This window comes from Streptomyces nidicola (assembly GCF_050106155.1).
Taxonomy (GTDB): Bacteria; Actinomycetota; Actinomycetes; order Streptomycetales; family Streptomycetaceae; genus Streptomyces.
Genome location: NZ_JBNBPI010000001.1, coordinates 8,804,913 through 8,826,401, shown reverse-complemented (window position 1 = coordinate 8,826,401; position 21,489 = coordinate 8,804,913). Strand labels below are relative to the sequence as shown.

Genomic DNA, 21,489 nt, shown 5'->3' with positions numbered 1-21,489 from the left:
TGGGGCCTTTCGTGAGGGGTGGGGTTCGGGACTAGTGATGCCGCCAGGCGGGGCCGTTCACCACGCGCTCGACACGACCGTGACCGCGGGCGTCAGGCCTTCGCGCAGTGCTTCGAGGAACGTCACGACCTCCGCTGCCACCGAGCGGTGCTGCTTGTCGTTGAGCACGTCGTGGTGGGCGCCGTGGACCACGGCAAGGCGGGCAGAGGCCGACTTCTCCACCGTCAGCGCGAGGGCGTCGCGGTCCGCCAGCGGGTCGGCGTCACCGACGAGGAACAACTGCGGGAGGTCCGCCGCGCTGTCGTGGGCCAGCTCCAGGACCGGTGCCGGGACGGGTGTGTTCAGCTCTCCGCGGCGTACGAGGGTGTCGTCCGTGAGCACGCCACGGTGGGTCGGGCAGGAGGTACGGACGTCGAGTTCCTCGTCCCACTCCTCGGTGGTGGCGGCCGCTCTGCCCGGCAGCCCCGCGAGGACCACGCCGTCCGCGCCCAGCCGTCGCGCCCGGGCCGGGTCCGCGACGAGGGCGGCGACCGCCGCGGCGCCGCTGTCGGAGCCCACCAGGACCAGCGGGGCGTCCGGGGCGCCGCCGGGCTCGGCCGCCGTCCCGTCGGCCGCTTCGGCGAGCCGCGCGACCAGGGTGTCGAGGGAGGCGTCGAGGTCGTCGCCGCTCAGGTCGGGGGTGTCCACGACCCGTACGCGGTAGGCGTCCGCGGCGAGCCGCCTGCCGAACCGCTCGTACACGGCACGGCTCTCGCCGCGTCCGGGCACCACGATGACGGTGCCGCGGGTGAGCAGGCCCTCGGGGGCGAGGTGGTCGGTGAACTGGCTGGTCATCGCGGGGCTCCCAGGGAGGCGGTTTCGGTGGTGTGGCGGTTGGCCGGGATCGGCAGTCCGAGGTGGCCGCGCAGGGTGTCGGCCTCGTACGCGGTGCGGAACAGGTCGCGCTTCTGGAGGATCGGTACGACGCCGTCGACGAAGAGCTCGAGTTCCTCCTCGGTGCGGAAGGCGAGGTTGATGCCGTCGAAGGTGCCGGCGTCGAACCACTCCTCGATCCGGTCGGCGACCGTATCCGGCGCGCCGACGAACGGCGACCGGCGGAACTCGGCGAGAGACTGGGCGACTTGACGGAGTGTGAGGTTCTCGGTCCGGGCCCGTTCGATGATCTTCGCGGCCCCCGTCCTGCCACCCTTCTCGGCGAGGTGGGCGACGTCGGGGAAGGGTGCGTCGAGGTCGTGGACGCTGAAGTCGTACGCGCCGAAGGAGCGGCCGAGCAGGGCGAGGTGGCGGTCGAAGTCGTTGTCCTCCTCGAAGATCTCGCGCTCGCGGCGGCGGGCGGCCTCGTCGGTGGCGGCGACGACCGGTCCGCCGTGGATGAAGATCTTGATGTGCTCGGGGTCGCGGCCGTGGGCGGCGGTGCGGCGCTTGATGTCGGTGTAGTACTCCTGGGCCTGCTGGAGGGAGCCGCCGGGCGCGTAGATGCCCTCGGCGACGCGGGCGGCAAGGTCGCGCCCCTCCTCGGAGACACCGGCCTGGAAGATCACCGGCTGGCCCTGCGGGGAGCGCGAGAGGTTGAGCGGGCCCGCGACCCTGAAGTGCTCGCCCACGTGGTTCAGTTCGTGCAGCTTGGCCGGGTCGAGGAACACGTTCCGCTCGACGTCGGCGGGGAACGCGTCGTCCTCGTACGAGTCCCACAGGCCGCGGGCGACCTCCACGAATTCCAGGGCCCTGCCGTAGCGGGTGGCGTAGTCGAGGTGCTCCTCGAACCCGTAGTTGCGCGAGGTGCCGGTGTCGAAGCTGGTGACGACGTTCCAGCCGGCCCGGCCGCCGCTGATGTGGTCGAGGGAGGCGAAGCGGCGGGCCAGGTTGAACGGCGAGTTGTACGTCGAGCTGGCCGTGCCCACGAGACCGACGTGCCGGGTGTGCGTGGCCACGGCGGAGAGCAGGGTGAGCGGTTCGAGCCGGTTGAGGTAGTGGGAGGGGTAGGTGGCGTTGATGAACTGACTGTCGACGATGAACAGGGCGTCGAACAGGGCGTGTTCGGCGGCCTGAGCCTGTCGTATGTAGTAGTTGATGTCGATGCTGGCGTTGTTCGCGACGCGCGGGTCCTTCCACAGGCCGTGCTGGCCCGGGCCGCCGACTCCGTAGGGATGCAGCGCGAGGTGGATCTTCTTGCGGGGCATGGGTGTGCCTCTCTGTGGGAGCGGGCGGCGGATGGCTCAGGCGGGCAGCAGGGCGCGCAGCGCCTCGCGTTCGGCCCGGGTGGCCGGGGCGCCGTGCAGGGTGGGTGCGGAGCCGAGCAGGAGGCGCGTGTAGGGGTGTTGCGGCTCGTTGACGACGGAGTCCGTCGCTCCGGTCTCGACGAGTTCGCCGCGGTACAGGACGGCGACACGGTCGGCGACGCCGGCGACGGAGCCGAGGTCGTGGGAGATGAAGACCAGGGCCGTACCGTCCGCTCGCAGTTCCTTGAGGATCTCCAGGATCTGGACGCGGTTGGCGGAGTCGAGGGCGCTGACGGGTTCGTCGAGGATGACGAGGCGGGGGCGTGTCACCAATGCCCGTGCCACGGCGACGCGTTGACGCTGCCCACCGGAGAGTTCACTGGGCAGCCGGCCCAGCAACTCCTCGCTCAGCCGCACCCGTTCGAGGTACTCGCGGATCCGCTCGGCCGCCTCCGCGCGCGGCACTCCACCGACGCGCAGTGGCTCGCTCAGGGACTCCTCGATGGTCAGGTCCGGGTCGAGGCTGCGCAGCGGGTCCTGGAAGACGTACTGGATGATGCCCCGGCGGCGCAGGCCGCGCCATTGGCGGCGACTGAGGGCGGTGACGTCCGCTCCCCCGACGGTGATGGTGCCGGATGTGGCGGGCACGAGGCCGAGGACGGCGCGGGCGAGCGTGGACTTCCCCGATCCTGTCTCGCCGATAAGGCCGAGCGTCTCGCCGGGTGCCACGCTGAGCGAGACCCCGTGCAGGGCTTGGCGGCGGCGCCTGCGGGGGCCGTAGTGGACGTCGAGCGAGGCGATGTCGAGGACCGAGTCCACCGAATCGTCGAGGCCCGAACTCACCGACTCTGTACGGTCGTTGTCACTCACGCGTCCCCCTTGACGGACTTGACGGAAGCGGTCGACGTCGCCGTGCGGAACCTTTCGAGGCCGTACAGCTCGTGTTCGGCGATGAGCAGTCGGGTGTACTCGTGCCGCGGGGCGTGCAGCACCTCGCTCGTAGGGCCCTGTTCGACGACGGTGCCTTCCCTCATGACCAGTACCTCGTCGCAGAGTTGGGCCACCACGGCGAGGTCGTGGGAGACGACCACGAGCGCCAGGCCCGCGCGGTCGCGCAGGTCCGCCAGGAGGTCGAGGATCTCCGCCTGGACCGTGACGTCCAGTGCCGTCGTGGCCTCGTCGGCGATGAGGATGCGGGGCTCGGCGGCGATCGCGGTGGCGATCAGGACGCGTTGCAGCATGCCGCCGGAGAGTTCGTGGGGGTACTGGCCGTAGCTGAGTTCCGGGTCACGCAGGTGCACCGTGCGGAGCAGCTCAATGGCCTTCCGCCGTGCCTCGCGCCTGTTCAGGCCCTTCTTCACGCGGAGTACCTCGGCGAGCTGTGCGCCGACGCGGATCGAGGGGTTGAGGTAGGAGGCCGGGTCCTGGAAGACGGCGGCGATGGTGGTGCCGCGCAGCCGGGTCCACTGCTTCGTGGTCAGGGTGGCGGTGTCGGTGCCGTCGAGTTCGACGTGGCCGCCGGTGATCTCGAAACCCGGCGGCAGGATGCCGAGCGCGGCGCGGCAGGTGAGGGTCTTTCCGCTGCCGGACTCGCCGACGATGCCGGTCGTCGTGCCGGGCCTGAGCTCGAAGCCGACGCCGTGCACGATCTCCCGGTCGGTGGCCGTGTCGGCGATGCGCACGTCCCGCAGGGACAGCACGGGCGCGGCCCGGACGCCGTCGTCGCGGTCCTGCTCGCGGGCGAGGTCGGTGGGCGCTGTGGTCATGTCGTACCTCCGGCGGGGGCGGTCTCGTCGAGGCGGTTCCGGCCGGCGCCGGCGGGGGCCCGGCCACTCGTGGCCGTGCCGGACACGTCACGGATCGCGTCGGCGAGCAGGTTCGCGGCCCACACCGTCGCCATGATGAGGAGGGCGGGCGGGAGCGGGGCCCAGGGCTGCTGGCCGAGGTAGCCGAGGTCGGAGGCGAGCAGCCCGCCCCAGGTGGGTTCCGGCGGCTGGACGCCGATGCCGAGGAACGTCAGGCTCGAGACGATCACGAAGCCGGTGCCGATGGTCTGCGCGAGGGCGACCGCGAGTGGCGGCAGCACCTTCGCCCAGACATGGCGTCGCACGATCCAGCCGATCGATGCCCCGGAGATCAACGCGGCTTCTACGTAAGGCGATCGGGCCACCGCAAGCGTGGCGGCGCGGGACACCCGGTAGAACAGCGGGGACACCAGCGCGCCGGTCACGAGCATCGCCTGGGTGATGCCGTTGCCGAGCAGCGCGATCACGGCGACCGCGAACAGCAGGAACGGCAGCGCGACGAGGGTGTCGGCGAGGCGCAGTGTCAGCCACTCGAAGACGCGGCCGAGGTACACCGACAGGATGCCCGGGATCGACCCCACGACCAGTGCGGTCAGGGCGACTTCGAGCGAGCCGAGGACGCTGACCCGGGATCCGTCGAGGAGCCGGCTGAGCACGTCGCGGCCGAGGTAGTCGGTGCCCAGCCAGTGCTCCCCTGAGGCGGCGGCGAGGGTGTCACCGCTCGTCGCCAAGGGGTTCTGCGGGGCGAGGAGGGGTCCGAGGAGCGCGAGCAGGGCGACGACGGTGAGGATGACGACGGCGATGCGGCCCGTGGTGAGGGCGAGGATGCGTCGGATCACGGTGGCTCACACCCCCCTCTGCGCGGCCGGCGTCACACGCGCCAGGACCAGGTTGACGATCAGGTTGAAGCCGACGACGAGGACGATCGACACCACGAGCACTCCCTGGACGGCGGGTACGTCGCCGGCCTGCGCGGCGTCGTTGGCGAACCGGCCGAAGCCCTGCAGGCCGAAGATCCATTCGGTGACGACGGAGGCACCCACGAGGGCGGGGAACTTGAGGCCGAGGGTGGCGAGCGTCGGGCCGAGGGCGTTGCGCAGGACGTGTCCGAGGAAGATCCGCCGGGGGCTGAGGCCCCGGACCACGGCCCCGGTGACGTAGTTCTCGCGGGAGGCGGCGATCAGGCTCGTGCGCAGTTGGCGCGCCACGTCGGCGACGACATCGCAGCTGAGCGCGAGGGCCGGCAACAGGATGTGCAGGGACCACGGCCCGAACCCCTGCGCCAGCGGCACGTATCCGGCGGACGGGAACCAGCCGAGGCCGACGGCGAACACGGTGACCAGGACGATGCCGACGACGAACGCCGGCATCACCGAGATCACGGTGACGAAGCCGGTGACCGCCCGGTCGATCCAGGTGGTCCGGCGCAGCGCGGCCACGGTGCCGAGGAGGAAGCCCAGGACCACGCCGATGACGAGCGCGGCGCCCGCCACGGACAGGCTCACACCGAGGCCGGTCCCGATGAGGGTCGAGATGTCGGAGCCGTTGGTCCAGCTGGTGCCCAACTGCCCGTGCAGGACGCCGTTGAACCAGTCGCCGTACTGGGCGAGGAAGGGCCGGTCGAGGCCCCACTGGGACTCGACGCGGGCGATGGCCTCCGGGGTCGCCTTCTCGCCCAACTGGATGCGGGCCGGGCTGAGTCCGCTCATCGAGCGCAGCGCGAACGTCACGAACGTCGCCACGACGAAGACGGGGATGAAGATGGCGACGGAGCGTCCGACGGTGGCCAGGACGCGGCCCAGTACATGCGCGGTTCTCTTCTGGGGGTGGGGCAGCGTGTGGGGCATGCCGTTCACGCCCCGGGCTTGATGGTGACGCCGGCCCAGTCGATGTGGGCCGGGTTCTTCGGGAGGTCGGAGACCGTTGTGCTCTTGGCGATGAGGTTCGGCTGGGAGTACGTGAAGACCAGCGCCTTGCTGTACAGGCCCGCGCGGGTCGCGGCCCGGAGCACCTTCGGGTAGTCGGGGTCGTCGATGCGGGTCTCGCGGACCTTCGCGATGGCGTCCTCGAAGCCCTTCGGCTCGTACGGGGTGCTGAGGTTGAGCGGCCCGTCGGGCCCGAAGTGCGCGGTGAGGGTCTGCGCGGCGGAGTCGCGGCCGGTCGTCGAGTACAGGGAGAACGTCAGGTCCTTGGCGAAGAACGGGGTCGCCCAGTTCTTGTCGATCTTGATGTTGACCTTGATGCCGACCTTCGCGAGCTGCGACTGGACGATCTCGGCCTCGGGCTGCTCCTCCGGGATGACGAGGTCGAGCTTGATGTCACCCGCCTTGTAGCCGGCCTGGGCGAGCAGCTTCTTCGACTTCGCCGGGTCGTACGGATAGGCGTTCGCCGACGCGGGATCGTAGGCCGTGTACCCCTTGGGGAACGGCTGGTCGGTCTCCTCCCCGTAGCCGAACGTCAGCTTGTCCACGAACTCCTGACGGTTGATCGCGTGCCGGACCGCGTCGACGACCTTGTCGTTGTCGAAGGGCTTCTTGTTGACGTTCAGGCTGATGTTGGAGGCGTTGAAGCCGGGCTGGACGAAGACGTCGAGTCCGGCCTTCTTGGCGGCGTCGGCCTGGCTGGGCTCGATGTCGGCGAAGTTGTAGACGCCGGTCTGCAGACCGGAGACGACGGTGGAGGCGTCGGGCGCCGAGGTCAGTTCGACCTGGTCGATGTGGATGTTCTTGGCGTCCCAGTACTTCGGGTTCTTCTTCAGGACGGCCTTGGTGCCGGGGATGAGCTGGGTGACGGTGAACGGTCCGGCGCCGACGGGCCGCTGGTCGAGCTTCGCGGGGGACTTCGCCGCCTTCGGGCTGGCTATCTGGAGGACGCGCTGCCCCAGCAACTGCGGTATCTGGTAGTCGACTTGCTTGAGGTCGACGATCGCGTCGAGGCCCTTCGCCCGTACCGATTCGATCGATGTGAGGTCACCGAAGAGGGCCGAGTTCTTCTGCTTCTTGGCCCGGTCGATCGCCGCCTTGACCGCTGCCCCGTCGACGGGCTCGCCGTCGCTGAACTTCTGCCCCGGGCGCAGATGGAAGGTGATCCGGTCGCCGCGCTTGTTGTAGTCCCAGCTCTTGGCGAGGTCGGGGACCGCGTTGCCCTTTTCGTCGGTGCGCGTCAACGAGGCGTAGACCATGGAGAGTTCACGGAACTGGGCGCCGCTGCCGCCGACCACCGGGTCCCAGTGGGTCGGGAAGTAGGTGGAGGTCCACTTCAAGGTGGCGCCCCCGCCCGCCGCCGAGGCGCCGTCGCCACCGCATCCGCTGAGGGTGGAGACGAGGAGGAGGGCGGCTCCCGCGGCCGGGGCGGCGGCCTTCAGGGATCGTCGGCGCGTTCTGGGCATGGGGCGTCCGGACATGTGTGTCTCTCTGCGACGGCTCCCGCGCATCGAGGGCAGCGCGAAGGAGCGAAGGACAAGGCACGCGCAGCCACCCCGCGGAATGCACTGGGCACACCGGTGGGCAGGGTGGAACGCGGTGAAGGAGGCATGACGGATGAGCGGCTCGAAGCGCCGGCCGTCAGGAAAGAGCGCCCGGGACGTCCTGGGCTCCCGGGATTCCCCAGGGAGAGCGTTCAGGCACGCGGGAGGCTACGTGGAGGGAGAGGAAGTCAGCGACAGAGTGCGCTACACGTGCGCCGCAGGTCCACGTAGCGGCACACCACGCCGGGGTGCGTCGTCAGCATGCTGCACATCCTGACCCGCCCGGCCCCCGGCTGTCAATGGACACCAATTGGTGTCTCATTACACGGGACGTCTCGATATCGCTGGTCAACGCGGTGCCAGGGGGCCGGAGTTGTCGTGGGGGCGGGTCGCCGGATGCGCCTCGGCCTCGCTCGGGCAGAGCCACAGCGGGCCGTTCGCGGTGTCGGCGCGGACCGCATCCTGGGGCGGCCAGGGCCCCCTCGTCAGGGCCGAACGCTCGGGCTCAGTCAGGGTGCGGTAGCGGCGCAGCGCCTCGTCGGCGGGCAGCGGTCGCACCGGTGCCGTCAGGCCGGGGCTCAACTCCTCCACGGCCGCGGCGTACTCGTCGTACGGCCGCCATCCCGGCACCGCCCGATGCCCCGCCTCCCCGCACACCAGCACCGTGGGCAGGGCGTACCGCAGTCCCGTCCCGTCGTCCGTCTCCTTGGCGGCGCCGGGGTGCGGCGAGTCGCCGGGCGGCGGCGCGAGCACCTCAGCGACGGGCCGCCGGGCCTCGGCGCGATCGGCAAGGACCTTCTGCCGTACGGCTTCTGATGTGGCGTCACGCCGGAGCCGGTCCGGGTCGAGCCCGGGGACGTCGCGTACGGCGTCCAGGGCGAGGTCGAGCGTGTCGGCCGGCTCCCCGAGGACGAAGACGGTCTCGCGCAAGCGGCGCAGCGCCCGCGCGGACACCTCCTCGCCCTGGGCCTCCGCCGCCTTCGCCACCAGGGACGCGGGCCAGGAGCTCGCCGCGACCCGGCTCAGGCGGGCGGCGTACGGGGCCCGGGTGTGCGCGCCGATCTCCTCGATGTAGCGCGCGTACCAGGCGGTCTCCGCGGCGGCGTCGGGGGCCGGGTCATCGTCGTCGTCGAAGAGGATGCAGTACACCCGGCGCCAGCGGACCTGCCCCTCCAGCGTCTGCCGCAGCCTGCGGAGGGTCGGCTCGGAGCCCCAGGACCAGGGGCACAACGGGTCGGTGTACTCGACGACTTCGAGCCGCGGAGCCACCGGGGCCTCGAGCCCCGGTGCCACCGGATCGCCGGTCACGCGACACCCTGGGCGGGGACGGGATCCACCCCACCGTCGGCCTCCGCCAGCAGCGCCGCCACGGTCACCCCGCCCAGCACGGCGGCGGCGTCCGCCTCGATCTGGCGCCACACGCCCGGCAAGCCGCGCGCGGCGCCGGAGTAGCCGAGTCCGGACAGTGGCTCGCCGCGCAGGGTGATCAGCTCGCCGTCGACGGCGCGGGTGACATCGAGGAGCGTGATGGTGTCGGCCGGCACACCGAGCCAGTACCCGCCCACGCAGCCGCGCTGGCTGCGCACGAGCCCGGCCCTGCGCAGCTCGCCCACCACCGATTTGAGGAACCGGAACGGAATCCCCTGGGCATCGGCGATGGCCTCGCAAGTGAGCGGTTGTTCGGGGGCGCGGGCGAGCTCGAGGAGCGCGCGCGTGGCGTAGTCCGCCTTCGCGGAGATATGCATGGCCACATGATGCCCGAAGACCGTCGTAGAGCAAGGTCCGCACCTCCCTCCCCCGAACATTGCGGGAACATTGCCGCAGGTGAGAGCCAATGGACACCTCTTGACATCTTTTCTCTCACCGCTCTAGCGTCGCCACCATGACCGAGCCGTTGACGACACCCGGTGAGGGCTTCCACCCCCATCTCCACGACGCCCCGAACTCCCCTTCCGCTTCCCTGCGTTCGCGGCTGCACCACATCCGCGCCGACGACCTGGACGGCGACACCGCGCAGAGCGGCGGCATGCGGCGCTTCGCCGCCGTCAGCGGGAACACGGTGGGGTCCGAGAAGCTGTGGATGGGCCAGACGCATGTCGCCCCGTCGACCGCCTCCTCCGATCACCACCACGGCGAGTCCGAGACCGCCATCTATGTGGTGAGCGGGCACCCGGAGTTCGTGTTCCTCGACGACTCGGGCGCCGGCGAGGAGGAGGTCAGGCTCCGCACCTCCCCCGGCGACTACATCTTCGTCCCGCCGTACGTGCCGCACCGCGAGGAGAACCCCGACCCCGCCGACGAGGCCGTGGTCGTCATCGCCCGCAGCACGCAGGAGGCCATCGTGGTCAACCTGCCTAAGCTGTACGCGCTTTCGGACACGGACACCGACACGGACCAGGAAGCGTAGCCGCGGACACTGGCATCGGGAGGGGCCACTCGGACAGGATGGCCCCATGAAATCGATCTCTTTCCCCGGTGCCAAGGCGCCGTCCTCCAACGTCGTCCTGGGCCTGATGCGCATCGCGGAGCTCGCCGACAAGGACATCCGCGTCCTCTACGACAGCGCCCGCGACGCCGGGATCAACAGCTTCGACCACGCCGACATCTACGGGCCCACCCGGCACGCCTGCGAGGAGCGCTTCGGGCAGGCGGTCACGCTGAGCGCCGCGGAGCGCGAGTCGATCGTCATCCAGAGCAAGGTCGGCATCCGGTCCGGCTTCTTCGACTTCTCGCGTGAGCACATCGTGCGCACCGTCGACGAGTCGCTCGCGGCGCTGCGCACCGACTACCTCGATGTCCTTCTCCTGCACCGCCCGGACACCCTCGTGGAGCCGGAGGAGGTCGCGGCGGCCTTCGACGAGCTGCACGCGGCGGGCAAGGTCGTGAACTTCGGTGTCTCCAACCACACGCCGGGCCAGGTCGAGCTGCTGAAGACGGCGGTGCGGCAGCCGCTGGTGGCCAACCAGGTCCAACTGAGCATCACGCACGCCCCGTTGATCGCCTCGGGCGTCGCCGCGAACATGGCCGGGCTCGACCAGTCGGTGAGCCGCGACAACGGGCTGCTCGACTACTCGCGTCTGCACAAGATGACCCTGCAGGCGTGGTCGCCGTTCCAGAAGGGCTTCTTCGACGGCGTCTTCATCGGCGACCGGGAGAACTACGCGGAGCTCAACACCGCGCTCGACGAGCTGGCCGCGAAGTACGAGGTGACTCCGACCGGCATCGCGGTCGCCTGGATCACCCGGCACCCGGCCGACATGCAGGTCGTGCTCGGCACCACCAACCCGGGCCGGGTCGCCGAGTCCGCGGCCGGCTCGGAGATCCCGCTGACCCGCGAGGAGTGGTACCGCCTGTTCCGCGCGGCGGGGCACACGCTGCCGTAGGGCTGTCGCACCGGGCACACACTGCCTGTGTCGCACCGGGCCCCGCCTCCACGGGCGGGGCCCACCGCGGTCATTCGCAGTGCTGCCGCGACCGCTCGCCGTCGCTCTGCGAGGCCACCGTCGCCTTACCGCGCGACCCCACCGCCGGAGCGAGGAAGACGGCCATCGTCGTGAACGCGAGCACGACCACCATGGCCGTCCGCAGTCCATAGTGGTCGCCGAGGAAGCCGAGACACGGCGGACCGACGAGGAACGCGATGTAGCCGAGCATCGCCACCAGGCTCACCCGCGCCGCCGGGTTCTCGCCCGAGTCACCGGCCGCCGAGAGCGCGACGGGGAAGCCGAGCGAGGCGCCGAGCCCCCAGAACAGCACGGCCGCGCTCGCGAGGGCGGCGGAGTCGGAGAAGACGACCAGGGCGATGCCGAGCGTCGCCGACACGGCGCTGGCGCGGACGACCGGCTTGCGGCCGAGCCGACCGATGAAGACCCCGCCGACGAACCGGCCGATCGTCATCGCCGCGGCGAAGCCGGTGTAGACGGCCGAGCCGAGCGCGGGGTCCATGTCGTGGCCGTCGACCATGAGCAGCGGCAGCCAGTCGTTCGCGGCTCCTTCGGCGAGCGCCATCGCGAGGATGATGCCTCCGAGGAGCAGCAACTGCCGGTCCCGCCACACCTTCGCCTTGGAGGCGCCGTCCGCGACGCCCTCCTTCGACGAGCCGCCCGTCGTCTTGCCGACGCCTACGGGGATGGCCCGGATCGCGTAGCCGAACATGGCGGTGGTGACCACGGCGACGGCGATCAGGTGCCACTGCACGGGGAACTCGACCGCCGTGCACAGGATGCCGACGGCCGCTCCCACGACCGTTCCCAGGCTGAAGAAGCCGTGCAGTGTCGGCAGGATCGTGCGCGCGGTGATCCGTTCCACCTCGGCGCCGTCGATGTTGATGGCGACCTCTCCCCCGCCCATCCCGGCGCCGAAGAGGAGCAGTCCCGCGGTGACGAGGGGCGCGGAGGACGCCATCGCGCCGAGGCCGATGACCGCCATGCTGACGGTGATCAGCACCGTGGCCACGCCCATGACGGGCCGCGAGCCGAACCGGCCGACGAGCGTGCCGGAGCACAGGATGCCGATCATCGAGCCGACCGAGAGCCCGAAGAGGATGAGCCCCATCTGCGCGGTCGACGCGCCCAGTTGGTCCCGTACGTCGGGGGTGCGGGTCACCCATGACGACATCGACAGGCCGGGTATCAGAAAGAAGAGGAACAGGGCGGTCCGTCTGCGGCGGGTGTCCAGGTCCATCGGCAACGTGCTGTCTCCTGCGTGCGGTTCAAGAAGAAAGGGATCACGGCCACGCTCCCACACCCGGGAAGCGGGCGGGACGGGCTGTCGCCCAAGAAAACGGCGGTGGCACCCGCCGGACTCGACGGGTGCCACCGCTGCGACTGCTGCTGGGGGGGGCGGGCTACGCCTCCGGGTGCCGCAGCCTGATGTCCAGATCACCCGGCTCCGCGTCGCCCACCCGCAGCGTCTGCGCGGCCGGCGGGTAGCCGGTGGCGATGACCGAGTAGTCGCCCGCGTCCAGGTCGGTGAAGGCGTACGCGCCGTCCTCACCGGTCGTCGTCGTGGCGATCACATTGCCCGCCGCGTCGACCAACGTGACCCGCGCGTCGGCCAACGGGCCGTCCTCCGTACCCGCTCGCACCACGCCCTGGACCCGCTTGCCGACCCCGAGCACGAGCTCGACCCGGGTCACGCCCTGCGCGCCGGTCTCCACCTGCTGCGCCGTCGGTCGGAAGCCCGGCGCGTTGACGGCGAGCGTGAACAGGCCGTTCACCAGGCCGCCGCAGGCGAAGTCGCCGTGCAGTCCGGTGCGCGCGGTGGCCACGACCTCGCCGCGGACATCCGTGACGACGACCAGCGCCTCGGGCACCGGGCGGCCGCCGGACTCCCGCACCAGACCCGCGAGTCCGCCGGTGCCGGTGAGCACGATGTCGTGGGAGAGGAGCTCCCCGTCCACGGTGACCGTCGAGGCCTGCGGCTGGTGCCCGTCGGCCGCGACGATCAGCACGTACGTTCCCGCGCCGGGTACGTCGAGGCTGTAGGAGCCGCCGGAGTCGGTGACGGAGCGGCTGATCTGCCGGCCGCCCGTCGAGATCAGCGTGATCGCGGCGCGCGCCACGGCGTCGCCGCCGCCCGTGCGGACAGCACCGAGGATGCCGTTGCCGCTCGGGGCGAACGACCGTGCGCTGCCGCCGGTTTCCGCGGCGGAGGCCGTCACCAGGTGCTTCTGTTCCTGCGCCGCGGCCTCGGTGCGTACCCCCGCGGACACCAGCTCGCGCTCCGGCTCCGCCGGGTGTGGAACGGCACCGCCCGGCACCCCGCCCGCGGGCCGCGCCGCGCGGGCCTCGTCGAGTTCGCGCAGGCCCTCGCCCTCGACGTCGACGTTCGGCAGCGCGCGGTCCAGCCACTTGGGCAGCCACCAGGCGCCGCGTCCGATGAGCGCGAGGACGGCCGGGACGATCGCCATGCGCACGATGAACGCGTCGAAGAAGACGGCGACGGCGAGCCCGAAGCCGATCATCTTGATCATGGATTCGGTCGAGCCGATGAAGCCCGCGAACACGGCCATCATGATGACCGCGGCCGCCGTGACCACGCGGGCGCTGTACCGGAATCCGGTGACGATCGCGTCCTTGGCCGTCTCCCCGTGGACGTACGCCTCGCGCATCCGCGTCACGAGGAAGACCTCGTAGTCCATGGCGAGGCCGAAGACGACACCCACCATGAAGATCGGCATCATCGACATCACGGGCCCGGTCTCCTCGACGCCCATGAGGTCGGCGAGCCAGCCCCACTGGAACACGGCGACGACGGCGCCGAGCGCGGCGAGAACGGACAGCAGGAAGCCGAGCGCGGCCTTCAGCGGCACCAGGATCGAACGGAAGACGACGATCAGGAGCAGGAAGGCGAGTCCGACGACGAGCGCGAGGTACGGAAGCAGCGCGTCGTTGAGCTTCTGCGACACGTCGATGTTCATCGCGGTGGTGCCGGTGACCATCAACTCGGCGCCGGTGTCGGTCTTGATGCCGTCACCCGCGTCGCGGATGTTCTGCACCAGGTCCTCGGTGTCCGTCGAGGTCGGCTTCGACTTCGGGACGACGCTGAGCATCGCGGTGTCACCGGACTTGTTGAACGTCGCCGGGGTCACCACGGCGACGTCGTCGAGCCCCTTGACGGTCTTGGTGACATCGGCGACTGCGGACTTCGGGGAGTCGCTGTCCTTCGCGTCGACGACCACCATGAGCGGCCCGTTGAAGCCGGGGCCGAAGCCCTCGGACAGCAGGTCGTACGCCTTGCGCTGCGTGGTGTCGGTGGGCTGCGAACCGTCGTCGGGCAGGCCGAGTTCGAGGTCCATCGCCGGTACGGCGGCCGTGCCGAGGGCGATCACGCCGAGCAGCAGGACGGCGACCGGGTGCTTGACGACGAGGCGCGCCCAACGGGTACCCATGGACGGCTTGGGCTCGGCGTGCTCCCCGTGGACGTGGCCGTGTTCCTGGGCCTCGCTCTCCGCCTTGCGCTGCTTGCGCTTGCTCTTGGCCCCGGCGGGGCGCACCCGGCGGCGGGCGATGCCGAGCAGGGCGGGGATCAGGGTCAGCGCGACGAGGACGGCCACGACGACGGTCCCCGCGGCCGCGAAGCCCATTTTCGTCAGCATCGGGATGTTCACGACGGCGAGGCCGACGAGGGCGATGACGACGGTCAGTCCTGCGAAGACGACGGCGGACCCGGCGGTACCGGCGGCCCGCCCGGCGGCTTCTTCGCGCTCGCGCCCCTCGGCCAGTTCGGCCCGATACCGGGACACGATGAACAGCGCGTAGTCGATGCCGACCGCGAGGCCGATCATCATCGCGAGCGTCGACGTCGTGGAGTCCAGGTCGAGCGGCTTGGCGAGCGCGGTGATGGCGGAGACGCCGATGCCGACGCCGAACAGCGCGGAGACCAGCGGCAGTCCGGCCGCGATCAGCGAGCCGAGGGTGATCACGAGGACGACGGCGGCGACGACGACACCGATGACCTCGGTCGAGCCGGTCTCGGGCACGGCTTGCAGCGCGTCACCGCCGACCTCGACGGTCAGGCCCTCGTCACGGGCGTCCTGCGCGGCGTCCTTCAGCGCGTCGCGCGAGGAGTCCTCCAGCTCCATGCCGGAGACCTTGTACGTCACCTGCGTGTACGCGATGGTGCCGTCGCGGCTGACGGCCTTGGCGGTGAAGGGGTCGGTGGCGCTCTGGACCTCGGAGCCGCCGCCGAGCTCCTTGACGGTGTCGCGCACGACGCTCTGGTTGGCGGCGGACGTGATCTTCTCGTCGTCCGGCGCCTTGAACACGACGCGCGCGGTGGCGCCGTCGGCGCTGGCGCCGGGGAAGCGCTGCTCGAGCAGGTCGAAGGCCTTCTGGGCCTCGGTGCCCGGGATCGAGAAAGAGGAGGATGCGGCCGTGGGGGCCTGGGAGGCTCCCACGCCCACGGCGGCGAGGACCACCACCCAGAAGAGGGCGACGAAGTACCGTCGCCGGAAGGCGAATCGGCCCATTTTGTAGAGGAATCGAGCCACGAGGGCGTACTCCCGGTCAGGTCGTGTTGTGTTGCTGGGCATGGGACTTCGGCCCGACGACGGTGAGCGGTGGCGTCAGGTGCAAGGGGGGAGTCTGTGGTGTGCGGGTGGGGGGATCAGGCGCAGAGGGCGGGGAGGACCACTGCGTCGATGTATGAGATCAGGTACTCCTGTGTGGGCGGCAGTTCGTCGATCACGCCGCGGGTCGCCATGGCTCCGACCATCAGGTGCAGCGTGTAGTCCATCGCCGGGTTGTCCTCGCGGATCTCACCCCGGGCGACGGCTCTCTGGAGGACCTGGTCCAGCTCCTCCAGCTCCGGTTCGATCAGCAACTCCCGGAACGCGCGCAGCAGATCCCGGTCGGTGTGCATCGCCATGGCGAGTCCCCGCATCAGCGCCGTCGACTCCTCGACCGAGCAGTCGTCGTGTCTGCCCGCGAGCGTGTGGAGGTCGCCGCGCAGGGTGCCGGTGTCGATCTGGGCGATGTCGACCGGCTTGTGGTGCCGCATCGCCTTGACGACGAGCGCGGCCTTGCCGCCCCACTGGCGGTAGAGCGTGGCCTTGCTGGACCGGGTGCGGGCCGCGACGGCGTCCATGGTCAGCGCGTCGTAGCCGACTTCACGCAGCAGCCCGAGCACGGCGTCGTACAACTCCGCCTCGCGCTCCGCCGTCATGCGTCTGCGCCGCACGGTGCCGGTCTCGGGCACGCAGCATCACGTCCAGGTCTCTCACGCACGGCATCCTTGCCGAACGAAACGGTTTCGTACGTCGGCAGGCTATCGCGCCGACGAGATGAAACGAAACCGTTTCGTACGTGGCGGCGATCACGCCTTGTGCCAGGGTGAGGCCTCATGGACGATGCGATCACCTGCACATGGCGCGACCCGGTGTCCGACGAGGAGATGGTCGACCTGGTCCGGTCCCACGGCGGCAACGATGTCGCCGGCTGGTGGGCCAAGGTCCGGAAGTACAGCCTCGGCTGGGTGACGGCCCGCGACGGGCGCGGGCTCCTCGTCGGCTTCGTGAACGTGGCGTGGGACGGCGGCGACCACGCCTTCCTGATCGACACCAAGACCCGGGGCACACACCAGCATCGCGGCATCGGCACGGAGGTGGTGCGCCTCGCGGCGTCCCGTGCGCGGGAGTCGGGCTGCGAGTGGCTCCACGTCGACTTCGAGCCCGAACTCCGCGACTTCTACTTCGAGGCGTGCGGATTCCGGCCCACCGAGGCGGGCCTGATCCATCTGCGCCCCTGAGGCTCAGCCCTTGGCGCGCCCCCTCTCGCGCAGCGAGGCGACGGTGACGCCGGGGGACAACCGCCCTTCCGTCACCTTGAGTTGGATGATCGCCGCGCGGCCGCACTCCAGCGCGCGGTCCAGGGCCGGGGCGAATTCCTCGGTCGTGGTGACCGTTTCACCGTGGGCGCCGAAGGCCTGGGCGTACACGGCGAAGTCCGGGTTGCCGAGGGCCGTGCCGCTCACCCGGCCGGGATACTCCCGCTCCTGGTGCACGCGGATCGTGCCGTACTGGGCGTTGTCCAGGACGAGGATCAGCGGCGCCGCGCCCTCGGCCATCGCGGTGGCGAGCTCCGATCCGTTCATCAGGAAGCAGCCGTCACCCGCGACGGAGACGACGCGGCGGTCCGGATGCGCGATGGCGGCCGACACGGCGGCGGGGATGCCGTAGCCCATCGAGCCGTTGCGCGGACCGAGTTGGCGCATCCCGTCGCGGTACGTCAGGAAGCGCTGCGCCCAGATCGCGTGGTTGCCCGCGCCGAACGTGACGATGGTGTCTTCCGGGAGCCGGCTGTCGAGGTGGGCGAAGACCGCGCCGAGGTCGAGCGGGTCGCCGTCCGGCTCCGGTGTGCGGGCGGTCAGGTGCGCGGCCCTGGCCTGCTTGGTGCGCTCCGCCCAGGGCACGGGCGCGGCGGGCCGCAGGGGCCGTATCGCGGTGCCGAACGCCTCGGGCGCGGCGACCAGGGAGAGTTCGGCGCGGTGGACGACGCCGGGCGGCTGCGCCTCGGGGAGCACCTGCACGAGGCGCGGGCCCGTCCCGTCGCCGCCGACCGTGGGCAGCATCCGGTACCCGTCCGTCGAGACGTCACCCGGCGCCGCGCCGACGCTCACCAGCAGGTCCGCCTCGCGCACCAGCTCGGCGAGCGGCTTGGCGCGCCCGTAGCCGAGGTTGCCCACGTAGACCTCGGCCTCGTTGTCCATCAGGTCCTGGCAGCGGAAGTCCACGGCGACGGGCAGCGACCAGGCCTCGGCCCAGGCGCGTACGTCGGCGCGTGCCCGGTCCGTCCAGCGGCTGCCGCCGAGCAGCACCACGGGCCGCTCGGCCTCCGCCAACAGGCCTTCCAGTACGGCCAGTTCCTCGGCGGACACGCCGCCCTGGGGCACCGGCAGCGGACTGGCGTCGGCCACCTCGACGACATCCGTCAGCATGTCCTCCGGCAGACCGAGGACGACGGGCCCCGGCCGGCCGCTGCGCGCGACGGCGAAGGCGCGGGCCACGTACTCGGGTATGCGGGCCGCGTCCTCGATGGTCTCGACGAGCTTGGCGTTCGTGCCGAACGTGCCCCGCAGGTCCAGCTCCTGGAACGCGTGCCGGTGGGTGTGGTCGCGCGGCACGAGGCCGACGAAGAGGACCAGCGGGGTGGCGTCCTGGTGGGCGGTGTGCAGGGCGACGAGTGCGTTGGTGGCGCCGGGTCCCCGCGTCGTGAAGCACACGCCGGGGCGCCCGGTGAGCTTGCCGGAGGCCTCGGCCATGTACCCGGCGCCGCCTTCGTGGCGGCACACCACCATGCGGACCGGCGCGTCGTACAGGGCGTCGAGGACGGCGAGGTAACTCTCTCCTGGCACGCCGTAGACGGTGTCGACGTCGTGGACCCGGAGCTGGTCGACGAGGACCTGGCCGCCGGTGCGGGCGGGGTGATGCACGGTCATGCGGAAACCTTTGCGTTGGAAGGAGTGCCGGAGGCGAGCGCGTCGTGCCGACGCAGCACCGTACCGGCCGCCACCGACCCGGCGACGGTGCAGGCGGCCACGCCGACGAGGAGCAGCGCGGCGCCCCACGAGGCGCCGCCCGCCGCGCCGGTGACCGAGGCCGCGATGAGCGGGATGAAGCCGCCGAGGACGCCGGCGAGGTTGTACGACATGGCGACGGCGCTGTAGCGGAACTCCTCGGGGAAGAGCGAGGCGACGACCGCGCCGATCGGGCCGTACGGGATGGAGAGCGCGCCGATGCCGAGCGCGACGCCGAGGTACACCAGCGGGGTCTGCTTGGTGTCGACGAGCCAGAACGCGGGGAACGCGGCCAGCATGGTGACGGCGGCGCCGATGGCACACACCCGCCACGGGCCGATGCGGTCGGCGAGGCGTCCGCCGGCGATGATGACCACGATCTCGACGACGGCGCCGACGACCGTCGCGTTGAGCATCGTCTGTTTGTCGATGCCGAGTTCACCGGTGCCGTAGCTGATGATGAACGTCGTCATGAGGAAGAAGCCGCCGACACCGAGGAGCGCGGCTCCGACACCGACGATCATGCGGCCCCAGGTGCGGCGGAACGCCTCGACGAGCGGCGCGGGCGGCGGCCCCTCGCGCTCCGCGTCCTCCTGCATGGCGCGGAAGACCGGGGACTCCTCGATGCGTACGCGCAGGTAGAGCGCGAAGCCGAGCAGCGGGAACGCGGCGAGGAACGGCAGGCGCCAGCCCCAGGAGTAGAAGGCGTCGTCGGGCAGCATGCCAACGAGAGCGAAGGCGCCACTGGACATCAACGTGCCGACCGGTGAGCCGAGTTGGGGCACGGAGGAGTAGCTGCCGTGCTTCTCCTTCGGGGTGTGCTCCAGCGTGAGCAGCATCGCGCCGGACCACTCCCCGCCGACGGAGATGCCCTGCACGAAGCGGAGCACGGTGAGCAGGATCGGCGCCCAGATGCCGATGGTGCCGTACGTGGGCAGCAGGCCGATACAGCCGGTGGTGGCGCCCATCATGACGACGGTGATGATGAGGGACACCTTGCGCCCGTAGCGGTCGCCGACGTGGCCGAAGATCGCGGCGCCGATGGGCCGGGCGACGAAGCCGACGGCGAAGGTGCCGAAGGAGGCGAGGGTGCCCGCGGCCGCGTTCAGGTCGGTGAAGAACAGCTTGTTGAAGACGAGCGCGGCGGCGGTGCCGTAGAGGAAGTAGTCGTACCACTCCAGGGCGGTGCCGCTGAACGCGCCGAACAACAGCCTTCTGATGTCCTTGAGCGGGGGCGTGGATGTCGTGCTCACGGGGTCTCCTGGGGAGGGGCGGCCTGGGTGGCCGGAGCGGAAGGGGGACCGGAGCGTGCGGGGGTGCGGGTGAGGTCGTGCGGGTCGTGGGCGGGGTCGCCGCCCACGACGGTGGCGAGGACGCCGATCGCGCCGATGCGGTCGGGGTCCGTGCGGACGGGGTCGCCGTCCAGGACGGTGAGGTCGGCCAGGTAACCGGGGGCGAGCCGCCCCTTGCGCCCGCCGAAGCCGGTGGCGAGGGCGGAACCCTCGGTCCAGGCGCGTAGCGCGGCAAGGGCCGGAACGCCTTCGTCGGGACCGTAGGGCATCTTTGTTTCGGTCAGGCGCACGACCATCGACTGGATCGCGGGCAGCGGCGCGCCCGGTGCGACGGGCCGGTCGGAGCTGCCGGGGACGGGCAGCCCGAGGTCGGTGAAGGAGCGCATCCGATACGACCAGGCGGTGCGTTCGGGGCCGAGTGCGGCGGCCATGGCGTCGCCGAAGGTGTGCAGGAAGTTGTGCTGCGGGACGGGGACGACGCCGAGTTCGGCGAAGCGGGCCAGCTGGTCCGGGCGGACGACACCGGCGTGCTCGATACGGTGCCGGACGCCCTGCCGGGGCCGTTCCTTGTGGGCGCGGGCGAAGGCGTCGAGGGCCAGGTCGACGGCGCGGTCGCCGATGGCGTGCGCGGCCACCGTCCAGCCGGAGCGGTGGGCCGCGACGACGAGGTCGGTCATGGAGCCCGCGTCGCCCTGGAAGTAGCCGGTGGGCCGGTCTTCATTGTGGGGGCAGCCGCAGAACGGTTCGGTGACGGCGGCCGTGCGGCCCAGCAGCGAGCCGTCCAGGAAGATCTTGACCGGGCCGAGGGAGAGCGTGTCGTCGCCGAAGCCGGTGCGCATGCCGAGGTCGAGCCCGAGGGTGATGTCGTCGTCGGTGTGCGCCGTCAGCGGGTGCAGCACGTCGGAGGCCGCCATCAGCTGGGCGCGGGTGTGCAACCGGCCCGTCTCGCGGGCGAGTTGGTACGCCGCCAGCTCGACCGGCGTCTGGCCGATCCAGCCGCCGCCGATCCCCGCCTCGGTGAAGCTGGTGACACCTTCGGTGAGGTAGTGCCGGGTCGCCGCGTCGACGGCGTCGGCGACGGCCTCCACCGGGTACGGCAGCACCTGGCGCTGCGCGAGGCTCTGGGCCGTCTCCTCCAACAGGCCGTCGGGGCGGCCGTGTTCGTCGCGGGACACGACGCCGCCGTCCGGGTCCCGGAACCCGTCCTCCAGCGCTCCGGCCGCGTGCAGCACGGGCGTGTTGACGACGCAGGCGTGCCCCGAGGTGTGCTTGATCCAGACGGGCCGGCCGCCCGCCGCCCGGTCGAGGGCGTCGCGGTGCGGCCAGTGGCCCCCGCAGTTGTTGTGGTCGAGTCCGGCGCCCAGCACCCAGGCGTCCGGGGCGAGCCCTTCGGCGTGCGCGGCCACGGCGGCGTACACGTCGTCGACGGAGCGGGCCGTGGAGACGTCGAGCTGGGTCAGGTTCAGGCCGAACCAGGCGGTGTGGCAGTGCGCGTCGTTGAAGCCGGGGACGACGGTGGCGCCGCCCGCGTCGAGGACTCGACGAGCGCCGAGGCCGGCCACGTCCTCGTCGAGTCCTACGACAACTCCGTTGAGGACGCCGAGCGTTGTGGCGGTGGGCCGTTCGGGGTCGAGGGTGCGGATATGGGCGTTGCGGACGAGCAGATCGAGCTGCATGTGGCGGATGCCCCC

18 protein-coding genes and 1 pseudogene are annotated in these 21,489 nt (G+C 71.2%); 3 read left to right on the top strand and 16 right to left on the bottom strand.

Annotated elements, in window-relative coordinates:
* Positions 1 to 57 precede the first annotated feature (57 nt).
* The 9 genes from ACOKM3_RS39825 to ACOKM3_RS39785 form a co-directional block, all read right to left on the bottom strand.
* Complete coding sequence (locus ACOKM3_RS39825; protein ID WP_426906167.1) at positions 58 to 834, bottom strand: alpha/beta hydrolase; 777 nt, start codon at positions 832 to 834, stop codon at positions 58 to 60.
* On the bottom strand, positions 831 to 2,180 hold the full coding sequence (locus tag ACOKM3_RS39820; RefSeq protein WP_426906166.1) for an LLM class flavin-dependent oxidoreductase: 1,350 nt from the start codon (positions 2,178 to 2,180) through the stop codon (positions 831 to 833). The genes ACOKM3_RS39825 and ACOKM3_RS39820 overlap by 4 nt, the downstream gene beginning before the upstream one ends.
* A 36-nt stretch (positions 2,181 to 2,216) precedes the next feature.
* Positions 2,217 to 3,062 carry an ABC transporter ATP-binding protein gene (locus tag ACOKM3_RS39815; RefSeq protein WP_426907012.1) on the bottom strand — a complete coding sequence of 282 codons (846 nt, stop codon included), beginning with the start codon at positions 3,060 to 3,062 and terminating at the stop codon, positions 2,217 to 2,219.
* 23 nt (positions 3,063 to 3,085) lie between these two features.
* On the bottom strand, positions 3,086 to 3,985 hold the full coding sequence (locus tag ACOKM3_RS39810; protein WP_426906165.1) for an ABC transporter ATP-binding protein: 900 nt from the start codon (positions 3,983 to 3,985) through the stop codon (positions 3,086 to 3,088).
* A complete protein-coding gene (locus ACOKM3_RS39805; RefSeq protein ID WP_426906164.1) occupies positions 3,982 to 4,863 on the bottom strand; it encodes an ABC transporter permease in 882 nt (293 codons plus the stop codon). Before ACOKM3_RS39805 ends, ACOKM3_RS39810 begins: the two co-directional genes overlap by 4 nt.
* A gap of 6 nt (positions 4,864 to 4,869) precedes the next feature.
* The gene (locus ACOKM3_RS39800; protein WP_426907011.1) at positions 4,870 to 5,871 is read right to left on the bottom strand and encodes an ABC transporter permease; all 1,002 of its coding nucleotides are present in this window, start codon (positions 5,869 to 5,871) and stop codon (positions 4,870 to 4,872) included.
* A 5-nt stretch (positions 5,872 to 5,876) separates the two neighbouring features.
* Positions 5,877 to 7,412: an ABC transporter substrate-binding protein gene (locus ACOKM3_RS39795; RefSeq protein WP_426906163.1), complete on the bottom strand. Its 1,536-nt coding sequence runs from the start codon at positions 7,410 to 7,412 to the stop codon at positions 5,877 to 5,879.
* Positions 7,413 to 7,838: 426 nt separating this feature from the next.
* Entirely contained in the window at positions 7,839 to 8,798 is a 960-nt protein-coding gene (locus ACOKM3_RS39790) for a DsbA family oxidoreductase (RefSeq protein WP_426906162.1), read from the bottom strand.
* Entirely contained in the window at positions 8,795 to 9,235 is a 441-nt protein-coding gene (locus tag ACOKM3_RS39785; protein WP_426906161.1) for an RrF2 family transcriptional regulator, read from the bottom strand. The genes ACOKM3_RS39790 and ACOKM3_RS39785 overlap by 4 nt, the downstream gene beginning before the upstream one ends.
* 137 nt (positions 9,236 to 9,372) lie before the next feature.
* On the opposite strand from ACOKM3_RS39785, the gene ACOKM3_RS39780 reads away from it, so the two are divergent.
* Together ACOKM3_RS39780 and ACOKM3_RS39775 are read left to right on the top strand one after the other, a co-directional pair.
* Positions 9,373 to 9,897 carry a cupin domain-containing protein gene (locus ACOKM3_RS39780; protein WP_426906160.1) on the top strand — a complete coding sequence of 175 codons (525 nt, stop codon included), beginning with the start codon at positions 9,373 to 9,375 and terminating at the stop codon, positions 9,895 to 9,897.
* Positions 9,898 to 9,943: 46 nt separating this feature from the next.
* Entirely contained in the window at positions 9,944 to 10,873 is a 930-nt protein-coding gene (locus ACOKM3_RS39775) for an aldo/keto reductase (protein WP_426906159.1), read from the top strand.
* Between the two features lie 70 nt (positions 10,874 to 10,943).
* Here the strand turns inward: ACOKM3_RS39775 and ACOKM3_RS39770 are convergent, their stop codons facing one another.
* The 4 genes and pseudogenes from ACOKM3_RS39770 to ACOKM3_RS39755 all read right to left on the bottom strand — a co-directional run bounded on the left by ACOKM3_RS39770 (position 10,944) and on the right by ACOKM3_RS39755 (position 16,190).
* A complete protein-coding gene (locus ACOKM3_RS39770) occupies positions 10,944 to 12,173 on the bottom strand; it encodes an MFS transporter (RefSeq protein ID WP_426906158.1) in 1,230 nt (409 codons plus the stop codon).
* A 163-nt stretch (positions 12,174 to 12,336) separates the two neighbouring features.
* Positions 12,337 to 13,152, bottom strand: a complete 816-nt coding sequence (locus ACOKM3_RS39765) for an MSCRAMM family protein (protein ID WP_426907010.1) — start codon at positions 13,150 to 13,152, stop codon at positions 12,337 to 12,339.
* A gap of 126 nt (positions 13,153 to 13,278) precedes the next feature.
* Positions 13,279 to 15,483: pseudogene (locus ACOKM3_RS39760) on the bottom strand (MMPL family transporter); the annotation flags it as partial.
* Positions 15,484 to 15,599: 116 nt separating this feature from the next.
* On the bottom strand, positions 15,600 to 16,190 hold the full coding sequence (locus ACOKM3_RS39755) for a TetR/AcrR family transcriptional regulator (RefSeq protein ID WP_426906157.1): 591 nt from the start codon (positions 16,188 to 16,190) through the stop codon (positions 15,600 to 15,602).
* Between the two features lie 144 nt (positions 16,191 to 16,334).
* On the opposite strand from ACOKM3_RS39755, the gene ACOKM3_RS39750 reads away from it, so the two are divergent.
* On the top strand, positions 16,335 to 16,739 hold the full coding sequence (locus tag ACOKM3_RS39750; RefSeq protein WP_426906156.1) for a GNAT family N-acetyltransferase: 405 nt from the start codon (positions 16,335 to 16,337) through the stop codon (positions 16,737 to 16,739).
* A gap of 3 nt (positions 16,740 to 16,742) precedes the next feature.
* Here ACOKM3_RS39750 and ACOKM3_RS39745 read toward each other — a convergent pair whose 3' ends face one another.
* The 3 genes from ACOKM3_RS39745 to ACOKM3_RS39735 are packed head-to-tail and all read right to left on the bottom strand — an operon-like array spanning position 16,743 to position 21,474.
* On the bottom strand, positions 16,743 to 18,428 hold the full coding sequence (locus tag ACOKM3_RS39745) for a thiamine pyrophosphate-dependent enzyme (RefSeq protein WP_426906155.1): 1,686 nt from the start codon (positions 18,426 to 18,428) through the stop codon (positions 16,743 to 16,745).
* Positions 18,425 to 19,759: an MFS transporter gene (locus ACOKM3_RS39740; protein ID WP_426906154.1), complete on the bottom strand. Its 1,335-nt coding sequence runs from the start codon at positions 19,757 to 19,759 to the stop codon at positions 18,425 to 18,427. Before ACOKM3_RS39740 ends, ACOKM3_RS39745 begins: the two co-directional genes overlap by 4 nt.
* Positions 19,756 to 21,474 carry an amidohydrolase gene (locus ACOKM3_RS39735; protein ID WP_426906153.1) on the bottom strand — a complete coding sequence of 573 codons (1,719 nt, stop codon included), beginning with the start codon at positions 21,472 to 21,474 and terminating at the stop codon, positions 19,756 to 19,758. Before ACOKM3_RS39735 ends, ACOKM3_RS39740 begins: the two co-directional genes overlap by 4 nt.
* Between the last annotated feature and the right edge of the window lie 15 nt (positions 21,475 to 21,489).

What these genes read in the sequence shown, in the direction of transcription:
- ACOKM3_RS39825 (WP_426906167.1), bottom strand. Translation starts at nt 834, where the DNA reads ATGACCAGCCAGTTCACCGACCACCTCGCCCCCGAGGGCCTGCTCACC.
- ACOKM3_RS39820 (WP_426906166.1), bottom strand. Translation starts at nt 2,180, where the DNA reads ATGCCCCGCAAGAAGATCCACCTCGCGCTGCATCCCTACGGAGTCGGC.
- ACOKM3_RS39810 (WP_426906165.1), bottom strand. Translation starts at nt 3,985, where the DNA reads ATGACCACAGCGCCCACCGACCTCGCCCGCGAGCAGGACCGCGACGAC.
- ACOKM3_RS39800 (WP_426907011.1), bottom strand. Translation starts at nt 5,871, where the DNA reads ATGCCCCACACGCTGCCCCACCCCCAGAAGAGAACCGCGCATGTACTG.
- ACOKM3_RS39795 (WP_426906163.1), bottom strand. Translation starts at nt 7,412, where the DNA reads ATGCCCAGAACGCGCCGACGATCCCTGAAGGCCGCCGCCCCGGCCGCG.
- ACOKM3_RS39785 (WP_426906161.1), bottom strand. Translation starts at nt 9,235, where the DNA reads ATGCATATCTCCGCGAAGGCGGACTACGCCACGCGCGCGCTCCTCGAG.
- ACOKM3_RS39780 (WP_426906160.1), top strand. Translation starts at nt 9,373, where the DNA reads ATGACCGAGCCGTTGACGACACCCGGTGAGGGCTTCCACCCCCATCTC.
- ACOKM3_RS39775 (WP_426906159.1), top strand. Translation starts at nt 9,944, where the DNA reads ATGAAATCGATCTCTTTCCCCGGTGCCAAGGCGCCGTCCTCCAACGTC.
- ACOKM3_RS39770 (WP_426906158.1), bottom strand. Translation starts at nt 12,173, where the DNA reads ATGGACCTGGACACCCGCCGCAGACGGACCGCCCTGTTCCTCTTCTTT.
- ACOKM3_RS39750 (WP_426906156.1), top strand. Translation starts at nt 16,335, where the DNA reads ATGGACGATGCGATCACCTGCACATGGCGCGACCCGGTGTCCGACGAG.
- ACOKM3_RS39745 (WP_426906155.1), bottom strand. Translation starts at nt 18,428, where the DNA reads ATGACCGTGCATCACCCCGCCCGCACCGGCGGCCAGGTCCTCGTCGAC.
- ACOKM3_RS39735 (WP_426906153.1), bottom strand. Translation starts at nt 21,474, where the DNA reads ATGCAGCTCGATCTGCTCGTCCGCAACGCCCATATCCGCACCCTCGAC.